General features: G+C 33.8%; 19 protein-coding genes. 15 read left to right on the top strand and 4 right to left on the bottom strand.

All coding sequences use genetic code 11. From position 1 onward, the window contains the following. From VLC96_RS00845 to VLC96_RS00810, 8 genes are all read left to right on the top strand, one after another. Positions 1–514: CinA family protein (locus VLC96_RS00845; RefSeq protein WP_325260143.1), on the top strand; the 514-nt coding region annotated here is incomplete at its 5' end. A 72-nt stretch (positions 515–586) separates the two neighbouring features. After that, entirely contained in the window at positions 587–823 is a 237-nt protein-coding gene (rpmB, locus tag VLC96_RS00840; RefSeq protein ID WP_024980263.1) for a 50S ribosomal protein L28, read from the top strand. 27 nt (positions 824–850) lie between these two features. Next, a complete protein-coding gene (rpmG, locus tag VLC96_RS00835; RefSeq protein WP_017495179.1) occupies positions 851–1,033 on the top strand; it encodes a 50S ribosomal protein L33 in 183 nt (60 codons plus the stop codon). A 43-nt stretch (positions 1,034–1,076) separates the two neighbouring features. Then, positions 1,077–1,229: a DUF4295 domain-containing protein gene (locus VLC96_RS00830; protein ID WP_100429907.1), complete on the top strand. Its 153-nt coding sequence runs from the start codon at positions 1,077–1,079 to the stop codon at positions 1,227–1,229. Positions 1,230–1,414: 185 nt separating this feature from the next. Beyond that, positions 1,415–2,395 (top strand): signal recognition particle-docking protein FtsY, encoded by a 981-nt coding sequence (gene ftsY / locus VLC96_RS00825; RefSeq protein ID WP_325260109.1) that lies wholly within the window; start codon positions 1,415–1,417, stop codon positions 2,393–2,395. Between the two features lie 6 nt (positions 2,396–2,401). After that, positions 2,402–2,575 carry a hypothetical protein gene (locus tag VLC96_RS00820; RefSeq protein WP_325260107.1) on the top strand — a complete coding sequence of 58 codons (174 nt, stop codon included), beginning with the start codon at positions 2,402–2,404 and terminating at the stop codon, positions 2,573–2,575. Positions 2,576–2,789: 214 nt separating this feature from the next. Then, on the top strand, positions 2,790–3,233 hold the full coding sequence (locus VLC96_RS00815) for a hypothetical protein (protein ID WP_325260106.1): 444 nt from the start codon (positions 2,790–2,792) through the stop codon (positions 3,231–3,233). Beyond that, positions 3,214–3,510: a DciA family protein gene (locus VLC96_RS00810; protein WP_325260104.1), complete on the top strand. Its 297-nt coding sequence runs from the start codon at positions 3,214–3,216 to the stop codon at positions 3,508–3,510. The genes VLC96_RS00815 and VLC96_RS00810 overlap by 20 nt, the downstream gene beginning before the upstream one ends. Positions 3,511–3,662: 152 nt before the next feature. Here VLC96_RS00810 and VLC96_RS00805 read toward each other — a convergent pair whose 3' ends face one another. From VLC96_RS00805 to bshC, 3 genes are all read right to left on the bottom strand, one after another. Next, positions 3,663–4,082 (bottom strand): nucleoside-diphosphate kinase, encoded by a 420-nt coding sequence (locus tag VLC96_RS00805; RefSeq protein WP_325260103.1) that lies wholly within the window; start codon positions 4,080–4,082, stop codon positions 3,663–3,665. A 110-nt stretch (positions 4,083–4,192) separates the two neighbouring features. Beyond that, a complete protein-coding gene (locus VLC96_RS00800; protein WP_325260101.1) occupies positions 4,193–5,464 on the bottom strand; it encodes an acyltransferase family protein in 1,272 nt (423 codons plus the stop codon). Positions 5,465–5,494: 30 nt separating this feature from the next. Next, positions 5,495–7,096, bottom strand: coding sequence for a bacillithiol biosynthesis cysteine-adding enzyme BshC (gene bshC / locus VLC96_RS00795; RefSeq protein ID WP_325260099.1), 1,602 nt, complete (start codon positions 7,094–7,096; stop codon positions 5,495–5,497). 242 nt (positions 7,097–7,338) lie between these two features. Between bshC and VLC96_RS00790 the strand changes: the two genes are divergently transcribed. The 4 genes from VLC96_RS00790 to VLC96_RS00775 all read left to right on the top strand — a co-directional run bounded on the left by VLC96_RS00790 (position 7,339) and on the right by VLC96_RS00775 (position 13,758). Continuing rightward, positions 7,339–8,616, top strand: a complete 1,278-nt coding sequence (locus VLC96_RS00790) for an MFS transporter (protein ID WP_325260097.1) — start codon at positions 7,339–7,341, stop codon at positions 8,614–8,616. Between the two features lie 454 nt (positions 8,617–9,070). After that, positions 9,071–9,742: a hypothetical protein gene (locus VLC96_RS00785; protein WP_325260095.1), complete on the top strand. Its 672-nt coding sequence runs from the start codon at positions 9,071–9,073 to the stop codon at positions 9,740–9,742. Between the two features lie 311 nt (positions 9,743–10,053). Beyond that, positions 10,054–11,430: an alpha/beta hydrolase family protein gene (locus VLC96_RS00780; RefSeq protein WP_325260094.1), complete on the top strand. Its 1,377-nt coding sequence runs from the start codon at positions 10,054–10,056 to the stop codon at positions 11,428–11,430. A 129-nt stretch (positions 11,431–11,559) separates the two neighbouring features. Beyond that, a complete protein-coding gene (locus VLC96_RS00775; RefSeq protein ID WP_325260093.1) occupies positions 11,560–13,758 on the top strand; it encodes a B12-binding domain-containing radical SAM protein in 2,199 nt (732 codons plus the stop codon). A gap of 146 nt (positions 13,759–13,904) precedes the next feature. Here VLC96_RS00775 and VLC96_RS00770 read toward each other — a convergent pair whose 3' ends face one another. Then, positions 13,905–14,291 carry an ankyrin repeat domain-containing protein gene (locus VLC96_RS00770; RefSeq protein WP_325260092.1) on the bottom strand — a complete coding sequence of 129 codons (387 nt, stop codon included), beginning with the start codon at positions 14,289–14,291 and terminating at the stop codon, positions 13,905–13,907. Positions 14,292–14,789: 498 nt separating this feature from the next. On the opposite strand from VLC96_RS00770, the gene VLC96_RS00765 reads away from it, so the two are divergent. The 3 genes from VLC96_RS00765 to VLC96_RS00755 all read left to right on the top strand — a co-directional run bounded on the left by VLC96_RS00765 (position 14,790) and on the right by VLC96_RS00755 (position 18,512). Beyond that, entirely contained in the window at positions 14,790–15,275 is a 486-nt protein-coding gene (locus tag VLC96_RS00765) for an acyl-CoA carboxylase biotin carboxyl carrier protein subunit (RefSeq protein WP_325260090.1), read from the top strand. Positions 15,276–15,401: 126 nt separating this feature from the next. Further along, positions 15,402–16,847 carry an acetyl-CoA carboxylase biotin carboxylase subunit gene (gene accC, locus VLC96_RS00760; RefSeq protein ID WP_325260088.1) on the top strand — a complete coding sequence of 482 codons (1,446 nt, stop codon included), beginning with the start codon at positions 15,402–15,404 and terminating at the stop codon, positions 16,845–16,847. 123 nt (positions 16,848–16,970) lie between these two features. Continuing rightward, positions 16,971–18,512 (top strand): acyl-CoA carboxylase subunit beta, encoded by a 1,542-nt coding sequence (locus VLC96_RS00755; RefSeq protein WP_325260086.1) that lies wholly within the window; start codon positions 16,971–16,973, stop codon positions 18,510–18,512. Positions 18,513–19,080 lie beyond the last annotated feature (568 nt).

Genomic DNA, 19,080 nt, shown 5'->3' with positions numbered 1-19,080 from the left:
TATCCATGATATTATTGTTGGTTTTGAAGAAGATGAGACGATTCAGGTGATTTTGGGTAGATTGTTGTCTGATAAAAAGGCAACTTTAGCCACGGCTGAGAGTTGTACAGGAGGAAAAATTGCCGAGTTGATAACTTCGGTTTCGGGGGCTTCCAATTATTTTAAAGGAAGTGTTGTGTCTTATGCAACAGAAGTGAAGGTAAACGTGTTGGATGTTTCTAAAGAGTTAATAGAAAAACATAGTGTTGTGAGTGCCGAAGTGGCAAAAGCAATGGCTCTGAATGTGAAAGCATTACTGAAATCGGATTACGCCATTGCAACGACAGGCAATGCAGGTCCGGCAAAAGGCGAGGCTGACGCTGAGGTGGGAACGGTTTACATTGCACTGGCAACACCAAACGAAGTACTTGTTGAAGGGTTTAATTTTGGTCAACCTCGTGAAAAAGTGATAGATAGAGCTTCGGTTAAAGGGCTTGAAATGTTATTGAAAGAAATTTCAAAAAAAGAGCAATAAATATTTTGGTAGATAGGTTTATTTTTCTTTTCTTTGCACCCTGATTTTGAATAACGATAAAAGATAAGTATAATGTCAAGAGTTTGTGACCTTACAGGTAAAAGAGCGATGGTAGGAAATAACGTTTCTCACGCTATGAACAAAACTAAGAGAAAGTTTTCTGTAAACTTAGTTAAAAAGCGTTTTTATCTTCCAGAAGAAGATAGATGGATTACTCTTAGAGTAGCAGCATCTACGATAAAAACAATTAATAAAAATGGAATCGCTGCAGTTTTGAAAAAAGCGCAGTCAGAAGGATTTATTAAATAATCTTTTCCAAAATAAACAAATAGCAAGATGGCAAAGAAAGGAAATAGAATCCAGGTAATTTTAGAATGTACAGAGCACAAAACTAGCGGTGTTGCAGGTACTTCAAGATATATAACTACTAAGAACAAAAAAAATACTCCAGACAGATTAGAGATTAAAAAATTTAATCCAATCTTGAAAAGAGTAACTGTTCATAAAGAAATTAAATAATAAAAATTTTTACTTAAAGTAAAAGTTTTAAAAAACATTAATCATGGCAAAGAAAACCGTAGCATCGTTACAAACATCTTCTAAGAGATTATCAAAAGCCATCAAAATGGTAAAATCTCCAGTAACTGGCGCATATACATTCGTTGAATCTATTATGGCTCCTGAAGAAGTTGATGAATTCTTGAAAAAGAAATAATCATATTACATTTTATAGATAAGCTACTTTCACTTCGGAAGTAGCTTTTTTATTTTCTATATTTACATCTTGAAAGTTTAAAGCTTTTTTCGGACTATAATTAATTAGAAAGTTTATCGTTTTAATTGATTTTTCTTGTTTAAGTTGACAAATGTAAATTCCAAATCGTAAAAATTCCATAGTAAATGAGCTTTTTTAAAAAAATATTCTCTTCAGAGAAAAAAGACTCGGGCCTTAGTGAACAGGCAAAACAATCATTAGATAAAGGTTTAGAAAAAACAAAGTCTTCTTTTTTTTCCAAATTGACCAAAGCAATCGCCGGAAAATCAAAAGTTGATGATGATGTTTTAGATAACCTAGAAGAAATTCTTGTTTCTTCGGATGTGGGAGTCAATACAACTCTTAAAATTATTAATCGAATTGAAAAAAGAGTAGAAGCAGACAAATATCTTGGAACTGATGAACTTAATCAGATCTTGAGAGATGAAATAGCTGGTTTATTATCAGAAACCAATACTGGAGAAGGAACTGAGTTTGTTATTCCAGTAAACACGAAACCGTATGTTTTGATGGTGGTTGGTGTAAATGGTGTTGGTAAAACGACTACAATTGGAAAATTAGCCTATCAATTCAAGAAAGCTGGATTTAAAGTTGTTTTGGGAGCAGCAGATACTTTCCGTGCAGCCGCTATTGACCAATTGCAAATTTGGGCAGACAGAGTTGGAGTGCCAATTGTGAGACAAGAAATGGGAAGTGACCCAGCTTCTGTAGCGTTTGATACTTTACAATCGGCAGTGGCTCAAAATGCTGATGTTGTTATTATTGATACAGCTGGTCGTTTGCATAATAAAATTAACTTAATGAACGAACTTTCAAAAGTAAAACGCGTAATGCAAAAAGTGGTTGCTGATGCACCTCATGATGTAATGTTGGTTTTGGATGGTTCGACTGGTCAAAATGCTTTTGAACAAGCGAAACAATTTACAGCAGCGACCGAAGTTACTTCTTTAGCTGTTACTAAATTGGACGGAACTGCCAAAGGTGGCGTTGTTATTGGTATTTCAGACCAATTCCAAATACCTGTGAAATACATTGGAGTTGGAGAAGGAATTGAAGATTTGCAGGTTTTTAATAAATACGAATTCGTAGATAGTTTCTTTAAATAATAGATTATGGATTTTTTTAAAAATGCAAGTCCAATGTTTTTTTATTTTATAAGTATTGCAGCTTTTGTTTTGGCAAATGTTATAAGAGAAAATAATATTAGCGTTTATTATGCATTGTTGATTGTCGGTTTGGTTTTTTTCTTTTTGGGATTAATGAGAAGGATAAAGCAAAGAAGATAATTTTTCAATATAAAGTTTGTAAAAGAGTCCAATTTATTTGGGCTCTTTTTCTTTTTTTTGACTTTATAAATTAACTTTGTTGTATTAAGAAAAGGTGTTGTGAGACGGTTTACCCTAGCCCTGATTGCAATGGAAATCCTTTTTGTCTCGTTTTTTTCGAGATAAAAAGATTGTAATGGAAAGCAGGAAATTGCTCCAAAAAAAATATAATTTTATGAAAAAAGTATTAAGTGTCTTGATTGCTGTCTTTTTATTAACAGCCTGTAAGCAGAAAATTCAACCGACTGATATTGCTAAAATCAATGGCTATTGGGAAATTGAAAAGGTTATTTTTAAAGACGGAAATGCGAAAAAATATGGTGTAAATGAAGCATTTGATTATTTTAAAATTGACAAAAATAATTCTGGAATTCGAAAGAAAGTAATGCCACAATTGGATGGAACTTTTTTAGTTAATGATACATTTGAAAATGTAAAGATTCGGTTTGCTGATGATCAGACTTTTTTGGACTATAGCACGCCTTATATGAAGTGGAGCGAAGAAGTGTTGACTTTGAACGATAAGGAATTGGTAGTTTTAAATTCAGAAAAAAAAGAATATCATTATAAAAAAACGGGGCCGATTAAGCTCGATGACTATGGCAAAAAGACTAAATAATCAAAGTACTATTGGTGAAGTTTTGAAGCAAATTATTGAAGTAAATAAATTGCAGGCCGGTATGGATGAGATTGACGTCAAAGATGCTTGGCGTAATTTGATGGGAAATGGGGTGAACAGCTATACCAATAATGTGGTTTTAAAAGGTTCTACCTTGTATGTTCAGTTGACTTCGGCGGTTTTACGTGAGGAGTTGAGTCACGGAAAATCGAAGATTATAAAAATGATTAATGAGGAATTACGCAGGGATGTGGTGACAGATGTGATTCTTAGGTAGCAGAATTCAGATGGCAGATTACAGAAAAAAGAAGTCAGAATTATTTAGAATGTATAAAAAAATCCCATTCGATTGAATGGGATTTTTTGTGAATTTGAGTTAGCTTTTTTTAGTTTTTAGCTGATTACTAAAAACTGAATACTGCTAACTTATTAGAACTGCTCTCTACCTGAGAAATGGAAAGCACTTTCGATTGCAGCGTTTTCATCGCTATCAGAACCGTGAACTGCGTTTTCACCGATAGAAGTTGCATATGCTTTACGGATAGTTCCTTCAGCAGCTTCAGCTGGGTTTGTAGCACCAATTAAAGTTCTGAAATCTTCAACAGCATTTTCTTTTTCTAAAATAGCAGCAACAATTGGACCTCTTGACATAAATTCTACTAATTCTCCGTAGAAAGGTCTTTCAGCGTGAACCGCATAAAATGCTTTAGCGTCAGCTACTGTAAGTTGAGTTAATTTCAAAGAAACGATTTTGAAACCACCGTTTGTAATCATTGCTAATATATTTCCGATGTGTCCGTTTTGAACTGCATCAGGCTTAATCATTGTAAAAGTTCTATTACTCGCCATTTTTTCTGTGTTTTAAAATTTTGTGCAAAAATATACTTTTTTTATCGAATGATTTTAGCAAATTATTAATTTAATGGTAAATATCGGATACTAATAACGTTTTTATTTTCTTATACTTTAAAGTACATCTTGTTTTTATAAAAATAGGCCAAAAGAATAGACCATAGACCCACATAAAGCAAAGCGAATACCAAAGAAGCTGTCATTGGATTGCTAAAAAAAGGTTCTACTCCTGCGACATATAAATAATCGTAAAGATTGATTTGTTCAGTAGGTGATTTTGGATTTGGTAATGAAATCATAACCATCGCTTGTGGAATAATTTCTGAAATAAAGAAAACAATCATTGGATTTACACCCCAAATTTGGAATAATTTGATCCCTTTTTTGTAGTCTGCAATATCAATACAATAGTATAAAATGGATAAGATGAAACTTGCGAGTCCAGCGGTGTACAATACGAATGAACTTGTCCAAAGTGCTTTGTTTATTGGAAAAACAATATTCCAAAGTTGTCCCAGAATGATTAGAATTACTCCTATAAAAAATAATTTTTTAGCTTTTTCTGTTTTTAATAAGGAGCTATTGAGTAATTGTCCAATTAAAACTCCAATAATTCCAGTTCCAATGGCTGGAATGGTGCTTAGAATTCCTTCGGGATCCCAGGTTTTAGTTGATTCCCACATATGCCCTTTCAGGAAAATGTTGTCAACCCAAGCGGCGATATTGGTTCCTTTTTCTAGGTTTGTAACTTCAAATCCTGGAGCAGGAACTAATGTCATAAGTGCCCAATAGCCTAATAATAATCCAGCTGCAACCAATAATTGTGTTCTTTGAGTCGTTTTTAAATACATAAGCGAAGCGAAGAAGTAAACAACTCCAATGTGCTGTAAAACTCCTGGTAAACGCACTGATTGGTAAGCTTCGAGGCCACTATAAGCTAGAATTATAAAGATAAAAAAAATCGAAACTGCTAAATAGGTTTTTACTTTTTGAGTAAAATTTCCCATTAAAGCATAACCAACAGCTGCTGATATTATTAATCTTCCAATTAATAACGGATAACCTTCGAGTCCAAATAACTGTATTTTTCCAAAAAAGTTGAAAAATATACCTAGACATATCATGCGCAGTGAGCGAGTAAATATTTTATTGAATGTGTTACTGTCATAAGTTTTTGTAGGCATGGCAAATGCAATTGAAACCCCCATGATAAAAACAAAGAAAGGAAAAACCAAGTCAGTTGGAGTACAACCATTCCATTCAGAATGTAATAATGGTGGATAGACAGTTGCCCAGCTGCCGGGGTTGTTTACAATTGTCATTAATAAAATAGTTAATCCTCTAAAAACATCTAGAGAAATAAGGCGGTCTTTGGTCATAGTTTTTTTGGTTTTATAGTGAATAATCAGTTAGTACAATTCAATAATATTGAAGTTGTTATCTAAAGGATTGAGTTGGTTCATTAATTTTGGTATCAAATGCTCACCATTTTCCAAATAAAATTCTGAGAAATTAGCCTGACGCTCTTGTAAACTTTGATTTGGAAACAATTCATTTTGCAGATCAATAATACGTTGCAATTCGTCATGGAATTTTCTTTTTTGAGCAATAAGCAATCTTTTTTCAAGGTTTTCCAATCCTTTTATTTGCTTTACTTCTTGTGCTTTTACAGCTCCAGAAAATGATTTATCAGTATGATTGGCAAGTTCTAATAAGGCATCAAATTGTTTTCTTAAGACAGCTTTTTGTTCTGTAAAATCGATAGGATAATCGGACAGTTTTTGAGTAATTTTATTTACCAAAACAGCTTGTTTTGAAAACAAATCAGCCCAGGTTAAATTTAATTTGTCAGCTTTTTTGATTTGCTTTTCAGTCGCTAAAAGCACGGAGTTTCTCAATAAAAGCATTGGAAAAGTCACTTTTACCGCATCAAAAAAGGATTTTAATTCAAGCCAATAAGCAATTTCACCACCTCCGCCGATGTAACATAAGTTGGGTAAAATAACTTCCTGATATAGAGGACGCATGATAACATTGGGACTAAATTTCTCAGGATTTCTCTCTAATTCGGATAGAATTTCGGATTCAGTGAATTCGATTTTGGTATGATTGACCTTGTAAATTCCGTTTTCAAGAATGATTCTTTCGCGTAAATTATCTTCGATGTAAAACAAATTAATTTCTCGTGGATTGACCTGAATCGTATAGTTTTTTAATGTTTCAATGGTTTCGGATACTGCTTTGAACGAAGTTTGTTGAAACAATTCCTCTTTTATATACGGAATAAAATTGCGTTTCAAATCTTGATTATCTGCATCCAAAATAACTAAACCAGTTGATCCAAAAAGAGCATTGGCTAAATATCTTGTTGCATCGGCTAGGTTGTCATGTTTGAGATATGAATCTTCAAAAAGCTTTTTGATGGTGTTGGCATTCGTGCTAGAACCTATTTCTAATGCATATATTTCCAGGAAATCGGCTAAACCTTCGGTTGATAACCTTCCAACAGGCCCTGTGCTTTCTTTGTTCCATCTGAATTTTTTTCCTTTGAAATTGAAGTAATTAATTTCTTCAAAATCATGATCTTCAGTTGCCATCCAATAAATAGGAACGAAATTATAGTTTGGATATTTCGCTTTTAATTCGGTTGTCAAATTAATAGTCGAAATGATTTTGTATAAAAAATACAATGGACCACTAAAGAGATTTAATTGATGTCCGGTAGTAATTGTAAAAGTGTTTGGATGGTTTAAAAGTTCAATATTGTTCAACGTTTCATTTGAAATTTTCAATTGAGCATATTGATTTTTTAGTACTGAAACTAATGTTTGTCTTTTGAAATTGTCATTGTCATTGAAATTGTTTTTTTTCTCTTCAATTTGTTTTTCAAAGTTTTCTAAAGTGGGGAAGTGGTTATATAAGGAATGTAATTCGTTTTTTTGATTTAAATAATCATTCATTAAGGGAGTGAAATATCCAGAGTTTTGATAGCTGATACAGTCGGTTGGCATATTTTTTTTATTTGATAGCTGTAAATTTAATGAAAATATATAGTTTAAAATCTTTTTTGCAATCGCTTCTGATTTGAATTTTTTTGTTTGTTTAAATGATTAAAATAGTAAGATTTGAGAACTTATATTGCGCTTTATGTTTTTCACAATAATCTTTCAATTTTAAAAATAAATATTTGCTACTTTCAAAATTTAGATTCACTTTTACAGCCAATTTTCTTAAATAATTTATCAATATTTCGATGAAAGATAATCCAAATCAGAAGAACTCTCTAAAACACGTTCTTTTTGGTAGCTTAATTGGCACCACTATTGAATTTTTTGACTTTTATATTTATGCTAATGCAGCAGTATTGGTATTTCCACAATTGTTTTTTCCGGGTGCAGATAAAACTATGGCGACTTTAGAATCATTGGCAACTTTTTCGATAGCTTTTTTATCACGCCCATTGGGTTCGGCATTTTTTGGTCATTATGGAGATAAAATTGGCCGTAAATTCACGCTTGTTGCCGCTTTGTTAACAATGGGAATTTCAACGATAACTATTGGATTTTTACCAAGTTATGCTAGTATTGGAGTTGCCGCTCCTTTATTATTAATGTTGTGCCGTTTTGGACAAGGTGTAGGATTAGGAGGCGAATGGGGAGGAGCAGTTTTATTAGCTATTGAAAACGCACCACCCAACAAACGTGCTTGGTATGGAATGTTTCCGCAATTGGGCGCGCCTATTGGATTGTTGCTTTCAGGAGGAACTTTTTTACTATTAACTGATTCGATGAGTAGCCAAGATTTCATGGATTATGGTTGGAGAATTCCTTTTATAGCAAGTTCGCTTTTGGTTATAGTTGGTTTTTATATCCGAACTAAAATTACCGAAACACCATCTTTTGAAACTTCAAAAAAAGAACACGAAGAAGTAAAAATTCCTTTTCTAACTTTGATTAAATCGTATAAAAACCAATTGATTTTCGGAACGTTAGCTGCTATTACTACCTTCTTGGTCTTTTATCTAATGACTGTATTTACTTTGAGTTGGGCAACATCTAATTTAGGTTTTGAGAAAAGAGATGCTTTATTGATGCAATTATTTTCGGTGTTATTTTTTGCTTTTTTTATCCCAATTTCAGCAGTTGTAGCCGATAAAATTGGGCGAAGAAAAATCTTGATTATTACTACGACAGTTATTGCAATTTTTGGATTTTTATTTTCAAGTTTTTTAAATTCTGGAAATCATATATTAGTAGTAACATTTGTGTGTATCGGAATGTCTTTAATGGGATTTACTTATGGACCTTTAGGCACGTTTCTTTCCGAATTATTTCCAACAAATGTTCGTTATTCGGGGGCTTCATTAACCTTTAATTTAGCTGGAATATTTGGTGCGGCTTTTGCGCCAATGATTGCGATTTGGTTGGCGACAAAGTATAGTTTGACTTATGTTGGATTTTACTTGACGTTTGCAGCTTGTCTTTCGTTGTTCGCTTTATTAATGATTAGCAAAAAGGAACATAAGTTTTAGCCTGAACTGCGATTAAAGAAAACGGATTTAACTCAGATTTTTTAGAAAGTGTTTTGTTTTTGTTAGAAAAAGCAAATTATTCTCCAAAAGTCTTTTTTAGGCATAAATGTTTTTAGTTTATTTCTGTAAGTAAACATGAGTCATACCAATTAAATTTGTAGCTTTTTTTGTGGGTTTTAAATCCTATAATATCATTTTGTGAGATTTAGGAAACAGGCTTTAAATAAATTTGGTTTTGTACTTAAAAAAATTTGTGCTGGGCAAAAAAAACTTGCATATTTGCCGACCAATTTCACCAAATAGTTTGATGTTATGAGCAATACCGTGCGAAACTTTGCACCGAAACAACTAAATGATAATAAAGAGAAAGTTGCACGCAATTGCAACTGGACTGATCGGTAAAGCCATAAAACAAATTTTGAAAAATATAAGAAACCCCAAATTTTATATATTTATGATTACTAAAAACCTAACAGCAAAACTTTTACTCGTAACCGCGATTATTATTACAATCTTCTCTTGTGTTGAAGAAGAGAATGATGAAGATACTTATGATGACAGCAGCAATACATGCAACTATACACAATGGACTGGTACAGGAAACTGCAATAGCGATTATTATCCAGTTTATAATGGTGTATGTGCTCCTAAAGGATACCCGTTTTACAACACAAAGACTACTCTTTGTTATACTACTTGTACTGCAGCATACGATGCTAATCCACAAGGTATAATTTACCGTTCTAATGAAAGTGGAAATACCGGTAGTGGTAGTGGCACTGGCACTGGAACTGGAAGCGGAAGTGGTACCGGAAGCGGAAGTGGTACCGGAAGTAGCTGTGGATCTATGAATAGTTATGTTACAGCAACTACTACATGGATTAATAATTGCGGTAGTAAGGACGACCTTTCTGTTAAAGTTCAAAATAATTCATCAAAAAAACTAGCCATACGTATCGCCATTAAAAAGAAAACAGGGCAATGGGATTGTGGTATGCAATATGGTGTTGCAGCAGGAAGTACTTTTACTTATTGGTCTTGTCATTCCACAGGAGACTATCGCGTGTATTCGATGTTGCAATCCGATAATGATAGTGGTTGCAAGCTTCCGGCTTGTGGAGAATAATAAAACTGGATTTCATTACAATAGCAATAAAATTGGAAGTCTGCAGAATCATTTTACGCAATGAAATCCAATAGCAGTTTAGTACAGAACAAACCAAACTACATTTAGAAAGCAAAAATATAAGCTACATCAATAAAATGGTGTAGCTTTTTTGTTGCCTTGCAATTTGATCTCATATCATTTGTATTTTGTTTTTAAATGGGAATAGATTGCTGACTGTGTTTTAACTTATTATTTTTCTAAATTTGTTAATATTGTAAGTTTATTAATTAATTTAAACTCAAATGGAATTATCCATTCACTTCGTAAAAATGAAAAAAACAATATTTTTTTTAGCAACAGTTTTAGTTTCGTTGAGCACATTTGCACAAGATATAACTGGACAATGGAATGGTTTTTTAAAAGTTCCAGGAGGACAATTACGACTTGAATTTAATATCACTAAAGCCGAGAATGGATATAGTTCTACAATGGACAGCCCAGATCAAGGCGCTAAAGGAATCCCTGTAACTTCAACTGTTTTTGAAAATGCTACTTTAAAATTAGCGATACCTAATGCAAATATTGTTTACGAAGGAGAACTGAATCAGTATAATGTAATAGTTGGTACTTTTAAACAAAGCGGTCAATCGTTTCCCTTGAATTTATCTAGAGAAAAATTAGAAAAACAAGTTATAAAAAGACCCCAGGAGCCTCAAAAACCATATTCTTATTATACAGAAGAGATTACTTTTGAAAACAAAATAGATAAAGATGTACTGGCTGGAACTTTAAGTTTGCCACAAAAAGAAGGCAAGTTTCCAGCTGTAATTTTAATCACCGGAAGCGGTCCACAAAATAGAGATGAAGAATTGTTAGGTCATAAACCTTTTCTTGTTATAGCGGATTATTTGACTAAAAAAGGCATTGCCGTATTACGATTTGACGATCGCGGTGTCGGAAAATCTACTGGTGAATTTAAAACAGCAACTACTTTGGACTTTGCCAAAGATGTTCAAGCTGGAGTCGCTTATTTACAAAGCAGAAAAGAAATTGATAAAAGTAAAATTGGATTAATAGGCCATAGCGAAGGAGGAATAATCGCTCCAATAGTTGCCAGCAATTCGAAAGAAATAGATTTTATTGTTTTATTAGCCGGCACAGGAATTCGTGGAGACCAATTGTTGCTTTTGCAAAAGGAAAAAATAGAACGTCAAATGGGAGTTTCTGAAGATGAAATTCAAAAAGCGCAGCAAACTTTCAAAGGTGCTTATGATAGTATTGTAAAATCATCGGCGAGTCATGATATTTTAAAAGGTAAAGTGCGTAGTTATCTAAAAACGAAATTAGGTACTGCCATGAATGATACTCAGATTAGTGCATTGTCATCGCAAATCACAAGTCCTTGGATGGTTAGTTTTCTCAAACTAGATCCTGCATTATATCTTGAAAAAGTAAAATGTCCTGTTTTGGCTCTCAACGGTGAAAAAGATTTACAAGTTCCTGCTGATGTTAATTTGGAAGCTATTAAAACGGCATTAACTAAGGGAGGAAATAAAAATGTAACAATTAAAAAGTTGCCCAATTTAAATCATTTATTCCAAGAATGCGAAACGGGTTCTCCAAATGAATACGCAACAATTGAGCAAACCTTTTCTCCAATAGCGTTAGAGGAAATTTCGAGTTGGGTTTTGAAGCAAGTTAAATAAAGTGTCAAAACAAAAATGTTGTCTTTAATTGGGCAACATTTTTTGTTTTTATTTGATTGATCAATTACTATATAAATCCGTTAAAAGCCGAAATTTTAATTTTATTTTTGCAAAAAAATAATAGCACTCTTGAAAACCAAACTCTTCCTCATAACGCCACCTTTTACGCAACTGAATACGCCATATCCTGCGACGGCTTATATCAAAGGTTTTTTGAATACCAAAAACATAGAATCAGTTCAGGCAGATTTGGGGATTGAAGTGATTTTGAAATTATTTTCAAAAGAGGGATTGAGCGATTTGTTTAAAGTTCAAGGTTCAAAGTTACAAGTTGAACCGCTTTCTGATAATGCTAAGAGAATTTTTGCTTTGCAGGACGAATACATTAAAACGATTGACTCGGTTATTGCTTTTTTACAAGGAAAAAATCCAACATTAGCATTGCAAATTTGTCAGGAAGACTTCTTGCCGGAAGCTTCTCGATTTGCACAATTGGAAGAACTCGATTGGGCTTTTGGAACAATGGGAACACAAGATAAAGCTAAACATTTGGCTACTTTATACCTTGAAGATATTTCAGATTTTATTGTGGAATGTGTTGATGAGAATTTTGGTTTCAGTCGTTATGCCGAAAGATTAGGACGAAGCGCCAATTCTTTTGACGAATTGTATGAAGCTTTACAAAAAGAACCAACTTATATTGACCAAATTCTACTTTCGATATTAAAAGAAAGAATAGAAACCATTCAGCCGACTTTATTCTTGATTTCGGTTCCGTTTCCAGGGAATTTATATTCCGCTTTTCGTTCGGCTCAATGGGTGAAAAAGCATTATCCTAATATCAAAATTTCGATGGGTGGTGGTTTCCCAAATACTGAATTACGTTCACTTTCGGATACACGAGTTTTTGAGTTTTTTGATTATATCACTTTGGATGATGGAGAAACGCCAATTGAAGAGTTAATTGCCAATATTGAAAACCCAAATTACAATTCATATAAAAGAACTTTTTTGTTAGAAGACGGAAAAGTGATTTATAAAAATAATTCCACTCAACACGATTACAAACAATCTCAAGTAGGAACCCCAGATTATTCGGATTTGTTGTTGGATAAATATATTTCAGTGATCGAAATTGTAAATCCAATGCATCGTTTGTGGAGTGATGGGCGTTGGAACAAACTTACGATGGCGCACGGCTGTTATTGGGGAAAATGTACGTTTTGCGATATTTCTCTGGATTACATAAAAGTATATGAACCCGTTGCTGCAAGTTTGTTGTGCGACCGAATGGAGCAAATGATTGCCCAAACCGGTGAAAATGGTTTTCATTATGTAGATGAAGCCGCACCGCCAGCTTTGATGCGGGCTTTGGCGCTGGAAATTCTTCGTCGGAAATTAGCGGTGACTTGGTGGACGAACATTCGTTTTGAAAAAAGTTTTACCAAAGATTTGTGTGTATTGCTTAAAGCATCTGGATGTATTGCCGTTTCAGGCGGATTAGAAGTCGCTTCGGACCGTTTGTTGAAACTCATTGACAAAGGCGTAACAGTAGAACAAGTGGCAAAAGTTACCCGCAATTTTACCGAATCAGGTATAATGGTCCATGCTTATTTAATGTATGGTTATCCAACTCAGACCATTCAGGAAACTGTGGATAGCCTCGAAATGGTGCGTCAATTATTTGAAGCAGGAGTGCTGCAATCTGGTTTTTGGCATCAATTTGCGATGACGGCACATAGTCCTGTAGGGATGTTTCCGGAGCAATTTGGCGCAGTAAAAGAAACAGAAGCCATTGGTACTTTTGCTAATAATGATATTAATTATACAGATAAAACAGGAATTGATCACGATAAATTTAGTTTTGGATTAAAGAAATCACTGTTCAATTTTATGCACGGAATCTGTTTTGACTATGATTTGCAAGATTGGTTTGATTTTAAAATTCCTAAGACAAAAATTCATCCCGATTTTATTTTTGATGCTCTTCAGGAAGTGGTGGATTTTAACATTAAGCCTACAGCCAAAATTGTTTGGTTGGGAGGAAAACCTTCTGTAGAGTATTTTACTAAATCCAAAAAAGGGAATTCATGGGAAATGTCAGCTTTGACTTTTCATGATAAAAAAGAAAGTTTTACGATTCAAACCAGTAAAGCGGAAGGCAAATGGCTTGTAGAAATACTCCAAAAAATATCAGTTTCGAATACTAAAACGTATTCTTTTCTGGAAGTAAAAAATGATTTTGAAACTGAATTGGAAGATTTCGAATTGTTTTGGTATTCCAAACCGGTGAATACTTTAAGAGAATTTGGACTGTTGGTTTTGTAGGTTTATTGTTTTCCAAAACCTTATGGTTAGTTTGTTCCGTTGAAAACAACTTAAATATTTGCAAATAAAAAATCGTTCTAAAGAAATCTCTAAAGAACGATTTACTGGCAAACAAAGTTGATTTGCTTTAATTAAAAGTGGTTTGGTTATTTATAGTTTTTTAGTAGTTGAATAGTTTCTGTAGCGTTTGAAATTTCAGCATAATTTAAAGCCGTAAGTCCATTATCATCTTTTTCGTTGATTTTTACATCGCAGTCTTCTAATAGATACTTAACAATCTCAGCTTTGTTGTAGCGTGCAGCAATCATTAAAGGAGTTAATCCGTTTGATTTTTGATTGACATCAGCACCGTATTCTATAAATTTTTTAACTATTTCAAGTTCTCCTTTACTAATAGCAACACATAATGGCGTTACATCGTCGTATTTGATTGTTGTTTTTTCTTTATCAACAGTCGAAATTGTATTTGTAGCTGTTGAAACATTTACAAAAGTAAGTAAAGCAATTCCTAAAAAAAAGATTGAATTTTTCATGATATTTATGTTTTTAATATTGTTTTATTTTATTTGCTAAATCGTTGTATTGAAATTACACTCAAATGTACTACTAAATTATTAATTAGTCAAAAAAAATATCGTTTAAAAGTGAATTTTGTATTTTGACAACCTTTTTACATAAAATTATTGAATAATTGATAAAAAAATAACAATAAATACCTTATTTAGATTAAAGAAAAAGCTATTTTGAAACATTAATATTAATGGTGCTTTTTTGTAAAAAAGAGTTATCATCAAGTTTAAGAAATTTAGATGTTTCTATCATGCAAAATTGATTTCCGAGAGATGAATTCGTCTTTGATTATTCTACCACGAAGAACAATTGTGTTCTTTTGCGTGAGGGATAGAAGCTACCGAAGCTGCGCGGATAGCTCAACGGGAGCACGCCCTAATGAATTTTATTCTGATTTTTGATTTTTTATTCACGCAAACGTTTTCTTTTTCTATTTTTACTAACCTAAAAAATTATAGAGTATGAGTGCTAATTACAAAGTAATTGTAAATGAGTTGTTTCAATTTGATTTGGATAAAGAAAGTATTTCCCGATTGGATGCTGTGGTGACAGAGAAAAATGCTTTTCATGTATTGCATCAAAACACCTCTTTTAAAGCAGAAATCGTTTCTTCGGATTTCAATCATAAAAGGTATACAGTTAAAGTAAATAGCTCTATTTATGAGGTTGCAATTGCCAATCCTTTGGATATTCAGATTAAAAAGATGGGATTTGAAATTGGTTTGACCAAACAAATCAATGCAATAAAAGCGCCTATGCCTGGCCTGATTTTGGAAATTAATGTGACAGTTGGTCAGTCTGTAAAAGAAAATGACAATCTAATTATTTTGGGAGCGATGAAAATGGAGAACAGCTTTATTTCACCTCGTGATGGCGTTATAAAGTCTATCGCTGTGAAAACGGGAGATGCCGTGGATAAAGGACAATTGCTGATTGAGTTTGAATAGAGAAATAAAAACAAGAGACAAGAAGCAAGAGATAAGAAGTAAGAAATACGAAGTAAAGATGAATGTTAGATTTCTTTTATCTGGCTTCTTGCAGCGAAGTGGTCTTTCCTCTTTAATATTTAAAATATGAAAAAAATACTAGTCGCCAATAGAGGTGAAATTGCCATCAGAGTGATGAAAACAGCCAAGAAAATGGGCATTAAGACCGTTGCCGTTTATTCTATTGTTGATAGAAATGCGCCTCATGTAAAGTTTGCCGACGAGGCCGTTTGTATTGGCGAAGCGCCTTCGAATCAATCGTATCTAGTTGGAAGTAAAATTATTGAAGTGGCCAAATCTTTGAGAGTTGATGCAATTCATCCCGGATATGGTTTTTTGAGTGAAAATGCCGATTTTGCTGAGGAATGTGAAAGGAACGGAATTATTTTCATTGGCCCAAAATCGCATGCTATTAAAATTATGGGAAGTAAGTTGGCCGCCAAAGAGGCTGTCAAAACTTATGATATTCCGATGGTTCCGGGAATAGATGAAGCAATTACGGATATCGAAAAAGCAAAGCAAGCAGCAACTTCAATTGGTTTCCCGATATTGATTAAGGCTTCGGCTGGAGGTGGTGGAAAAGGAATGCGTGTGGTGGAAAGCGAAGCGGATTTTGAGTCCCAAATGAATCGCGCAATAAGTGAAGCACTTGCAGCCTTTGGAGATGGTTCAGTTTTTATAGAAAAATATGTGGCGTCTCCGCGACATATTGAAATTCAAGTATTGGCAGATAGTCATGGTAAAATTTTATATTTATTTGAAAGAGAATGCAGTATTCAGCGCCGTCATCAAAAGGTGGTTGAAGAAGCGCCATCATCAGTTTTAACTCCCGAATTGCGTAAAAAAATGGGTGAAGCTGCTGTTTTGGTTGCTAAATCCTGTGATTACTTAGGAGCAGGAACAGTCGAATTTTTATTAGACGAAAATAATAATTTCTATTTCCTCGAAATGAATACCCGCCTGCAAGTAGAACATCCCGTAACCGAATTGATTACAGGAACTGATTTAGTTGAGTTGCAAATTAGAGTCGCAAGGGGAGAAGCTTTAAAAATCGCTCAGGATGATTTACAAATAAAAGGCCATGCATTAGAATTGCGGGTGTATGCCGAAGACCCTTTGAATGATTTTCTGCCAAGTGTTGGTCATTTGGATGTGTATCAAATTCCGGTTGGTGAGGGAATTCGTGTCGATAATGGTTTTGAGCAAGGCATGGATGTTCCAATTTATTATGATCCGATGCTGGCGAAATTGATTACTTACGGACAAACCCGCGAAGAAGCGATTCAATTAATGATCAAAGCGATTGAAAATTACCGTGTAGAAGGAGTTTGCACGACTTTGCCTTTTGGAAAATTTGTTTTTGAACACGAAGCTTTTCGTTCTGGAAAATTTGACACTCATTTTGTGAAGCATCATTATAACCTTGAAATCATAAAAGAACAGGCAGGCAAAGAAGCAGAAATTGCTGCTTTGTTAGCATTGAAACAATATTTTGAAGATCAAAAAATAGTACGATTGCCAATTCAACAATGAATTTTACCACATTGAAACATAGAAAAAAAGTGGGAACAAAAAGAGTTTGATAAGCCCATTCTTGTGTCAAAATCTATGTTTCTATGTGTTTCAAAATTTTAAATTAATTTAGAAAAATAACGGATGAAGTCTAAAATAAAAATACTAAACGATAAAATTGCTCAAGCCCATTTGGGTGGAGGTAAAAAACGAATTGAGAAACAGCATTCTAATAAAAAATTGACTGCAAGAGAACGTATTGAATATTTGATGGATGAAGGCTCTTTTGAAGAAATCGGGATGTTGGTCACACACCGCACCACCGATTTTGGAATGGAAAAAGAAATGTATTACGGTGATGGAGTAATTACTGGATATGGGACCATTAACGGAAGATTGGTTTATGTTTTTGCGCAGGATTTCACTGTTTTTGGCGGTTCACTATCAGAAACTCATGCCGAAAAAATATGCAAAATCATGGAAATGGCTGTCAAAGTGGGAGCACCAATGATTGGCTTGAATGATTCTGGCGGAGCACGTATTCAGGAAGGCGTTCGTTCTTTGGGCGGTTATGCTGATATTTTCTATAGAAATGTGCAGGCGAGTGGTGTAATTCCTCAAATATCAGCAATTATGGGACCTTGCGCTGGTGGAGCAGTTTATTCTCCAGCCATGACCGATTTTACAATTATGGTCGAAGAAACCAGCTATATGTTTGTTACTGGGCCAAACGTAGTGAAAACCGTAACCAACGAATCAGTAACTTCTGAGGAATTGGGAGGCGCAAGCACACATTCTACCAAATCGGGTGTTGCGCATCGGACAGCGCTGAACGGAGTGGTTTGTCTGGAAGACATTAAGACATTGCTTAGTTATTTGCCACAAAACAATAAAGAAAAACCACATCATTTGCCTTTTGAACTAAAGGATGAAATTCGGATGCAATTAGCCGATATTATTCCTGACAATCCAAATAAACCTTATGATATGCACAGCGTGATTGCTGGAATCATTGATGAAGATTCATTTTTTGAAATTCATAAAAACTATGCCGAAAATATCCTCGTTGGTTTTGCGCGATTGGGAGGTAGGAGTATTGGAATTGTAGCCAATCAGCCGATGTTTTTGGCGGGTTGTTTGGATGTGAATAGTTCTATTAAAGCCGCGAGATTTACTCGTTTTTGTGATGCGTTTAATATTCCGCTATTGGTGTTGGTAGATGTGCCTGGCTTTTTACCGGGAACTGACCAAGAGTGGAACGGGATCATTATTCACGGAGCTAAATTGTTGTACGCTTTAAGCGAAGCAACAGTTCCAAGAGTTACAGTAATCACCCGAAAAGCCTATGGTGGCGCTTATGATGTGATGAACTCAAAACACATTGGTGCTGATATGAATTTTGCGTGGCCTTCTGCAGAAATTGCGGTTATGGGAGCCAAAGGTGCTTCTGAAATTATCTTCAAAAAAGAAATCCATGATGCCGAAGACCACGAAGCCAAACTTTTGGAAAAAGAAGCCGAATATGCCGAGTTGTTTGCCAATCCATATACAGCAGCTCAACGTGGTTTTGTTGATGAGGTAATCTTACCACAAGATACACGACGCAAATTGATAAAAGCCTTTGCTATGCTAGAGAATAAAGTAAGTGTTACTCCCAATAGAAAACACGGAAATATTCCGTTGTAAAATAAAATATTAAATTTTAAAAAATACCCTCAAAAAGCGAATGATTTTTGAGGATTTTTTATTAAAAGTTAACTGGTTTGGTATAATAGAAGTATAGAATTTATAGGTTTGAAAAGAATATGATAGCTATTTTACTTCTCACGTATTTATGGTTCATTTTCATTTAAATGCGACACAATAGTGCAATTTCTGTAAGCTTTAATTGGTCTCGCAAAGGCGCAGAGACGCAAATTTAAAAACTGATTTCATTGCGACTTCGTGTCTTTGCGAGCTATATTTTTTAATAAAATTTATCAAGAATTCCTTAATTTAATGACATTGAGCGAGAATTACACTGAACTCATAAAAGGATGGCTTTATAAATAGTAGCTAATTATTTCAATATTTTTAGAACAATTGAATACTTTGTCAAATACTCATAAACTTGTCAAATTATAATTTTTCTTCCTATAAAAATCCTTAATTGGTTAAAACTGGTATTTTTTTATTATGATTTGATATTATAGTATCTTTCAGAAATAGTCGTAAATAATATATTTGTTTTATGTTTAAAAAATTACAGTTTTCC

Origin of the sequence: Flavobacterium sp. (assembly GCF_035456085.1) — a bacterium.
Lineage (GTDB): Bacteria > Bacteroidota > Bacteroidia > Flavobacteriales > Flavobacteriaceae > Flavobacterium.
The sequence above is the reverse complement of the archived record's forward strand: the minus strand, read 5'-3'. Positions and strand labels throughout refer to the sequence as shown.

What these genes read in the sequence shown, in the direction of transcription:
- rpmB (WP_024980263.1), top strand. Translation starts at nt 587, where the DNA reads ATGTCAAGAGTTTGTGACCTTACAGGTAAAAGAGCGATGGTAGGAAAT.
- rpmG (WP_017495179.1), top strand. Translation starts at nt 851, where the DNA reads ATGGCAAAGAAAGGAAATAGAATCCAGGTAATTTTAGAATGTACAGAG.
- VLC96_RS00830 (WP_100429907.1), top strand. Translation starts at nt 1,077, where the DNA reads ATGGCAAAGAAAACCGTAGCATCGTTACAAACATCTTCTAAGAGATTA.
- ftsY (WP_325260109.1), top strand. Translation starts at nt 1,415, where the DNA reads ATGAGCTTTTTTAAAAAAATATTCTCTTCAGAGAAAAAAGACTCGGGC.
- VLC96_RS00820 (WP_325260107.1), top strand. Translation starts at nt 2,402, where the DNA reads ATGGATTTTTTTAAAAATGCAAGTCCAATGTTTTTTTATTTTATAAGT.
- VLC96_RS00815 (WP_325260106.1), top strand. Translation starts at nt 2,790, where the DNA reads ATGAAAAAAGTATTAAGTGTCTTGATTGCTGTCTTTTTATTAACAGCC.
- VLC96_RS00810 (WP_325260104.1), top strand. Translation starts at nt 3,214, where the DNA reads ATGGCAAAAAGACTAAATAATCAAAGTACTATTGGTGAAGTTTTGAAG.
- VLC96_RS00805 (WP_325260103.1), bottom strand. Translation starts at nt 4,082, where the DNA reads ATGGCGAGTAATAGAACTTTTACAATGATTAAGCCTGATGCAGTTCAA.
- VLC96_RS00800 (WP_325260101.1), bottom strand. Translation starts at nt 5,464, where the DNA reads ATGACCAAAGACCGCCTTATTTCTCTAGATGTTTTTAGAGGATTAACT.
- bshC (WP_325260099.1), bottom strand. Translation starts at nt 7,096, where the DNA reads ATGCCAACCGACTGTATCAGCTATCAAAACTCTGGATATTTCACTCCC.
- VLC96_RS00790 (WP_325260097.1), top strand. Translation starts at nt 7,339, where the DNA reads ATGAAAGATAATCCAAATCAGAAGAACTCTCTAAAACACGTTCTTTTT.
- VLC96_RS00785 (WP_325260095.1), top strand. Translation starts at nt 9,071, where the DNA reads ATGATTACTAAAAACCTAACAGCAAAACTTTTACTCGTAACCGCGATT.
- VLC96_RS00780 (WP_325260094.1), top strand. Translation starts at nt 10,054, where the DNA reads ATGAAAAAAACAATATTTTTTTTAGCAACAGTTTTAGTTTCGTTGAGC.
- VLC96_RS00770 (WP_325260092.1), bottom strand. Translation starts at nt 14,291, where the DNA reads ATGAAAAATTCAATCTTTTTTTTAGGAATTGCTTTACTTACTTTTGTA.
- VLC96_RS00765 (WP_325260090.1), top strand. Translation starts at nt 14,790, where the DNA reads ATGAGTGCTAATTACAAAGTAATTGTAAATGAGTTGTTTCAATTTGAT.
- accC (WP_325260088.1), top strand. Translation starts at nt 15,402, where the DNA reads ATGAAAAAAATACTAGTCGCCAATAGAGGTGAAATTGCCATCAGAGTG.
- VLC96_RS00755 (WP_325260086.1), top strand. Translation starts at nt 16,971, where the DNA reads ATGAAGTCTAAAATAAAAATACTAAACGATAAAATTGCTCAAGCCCAT.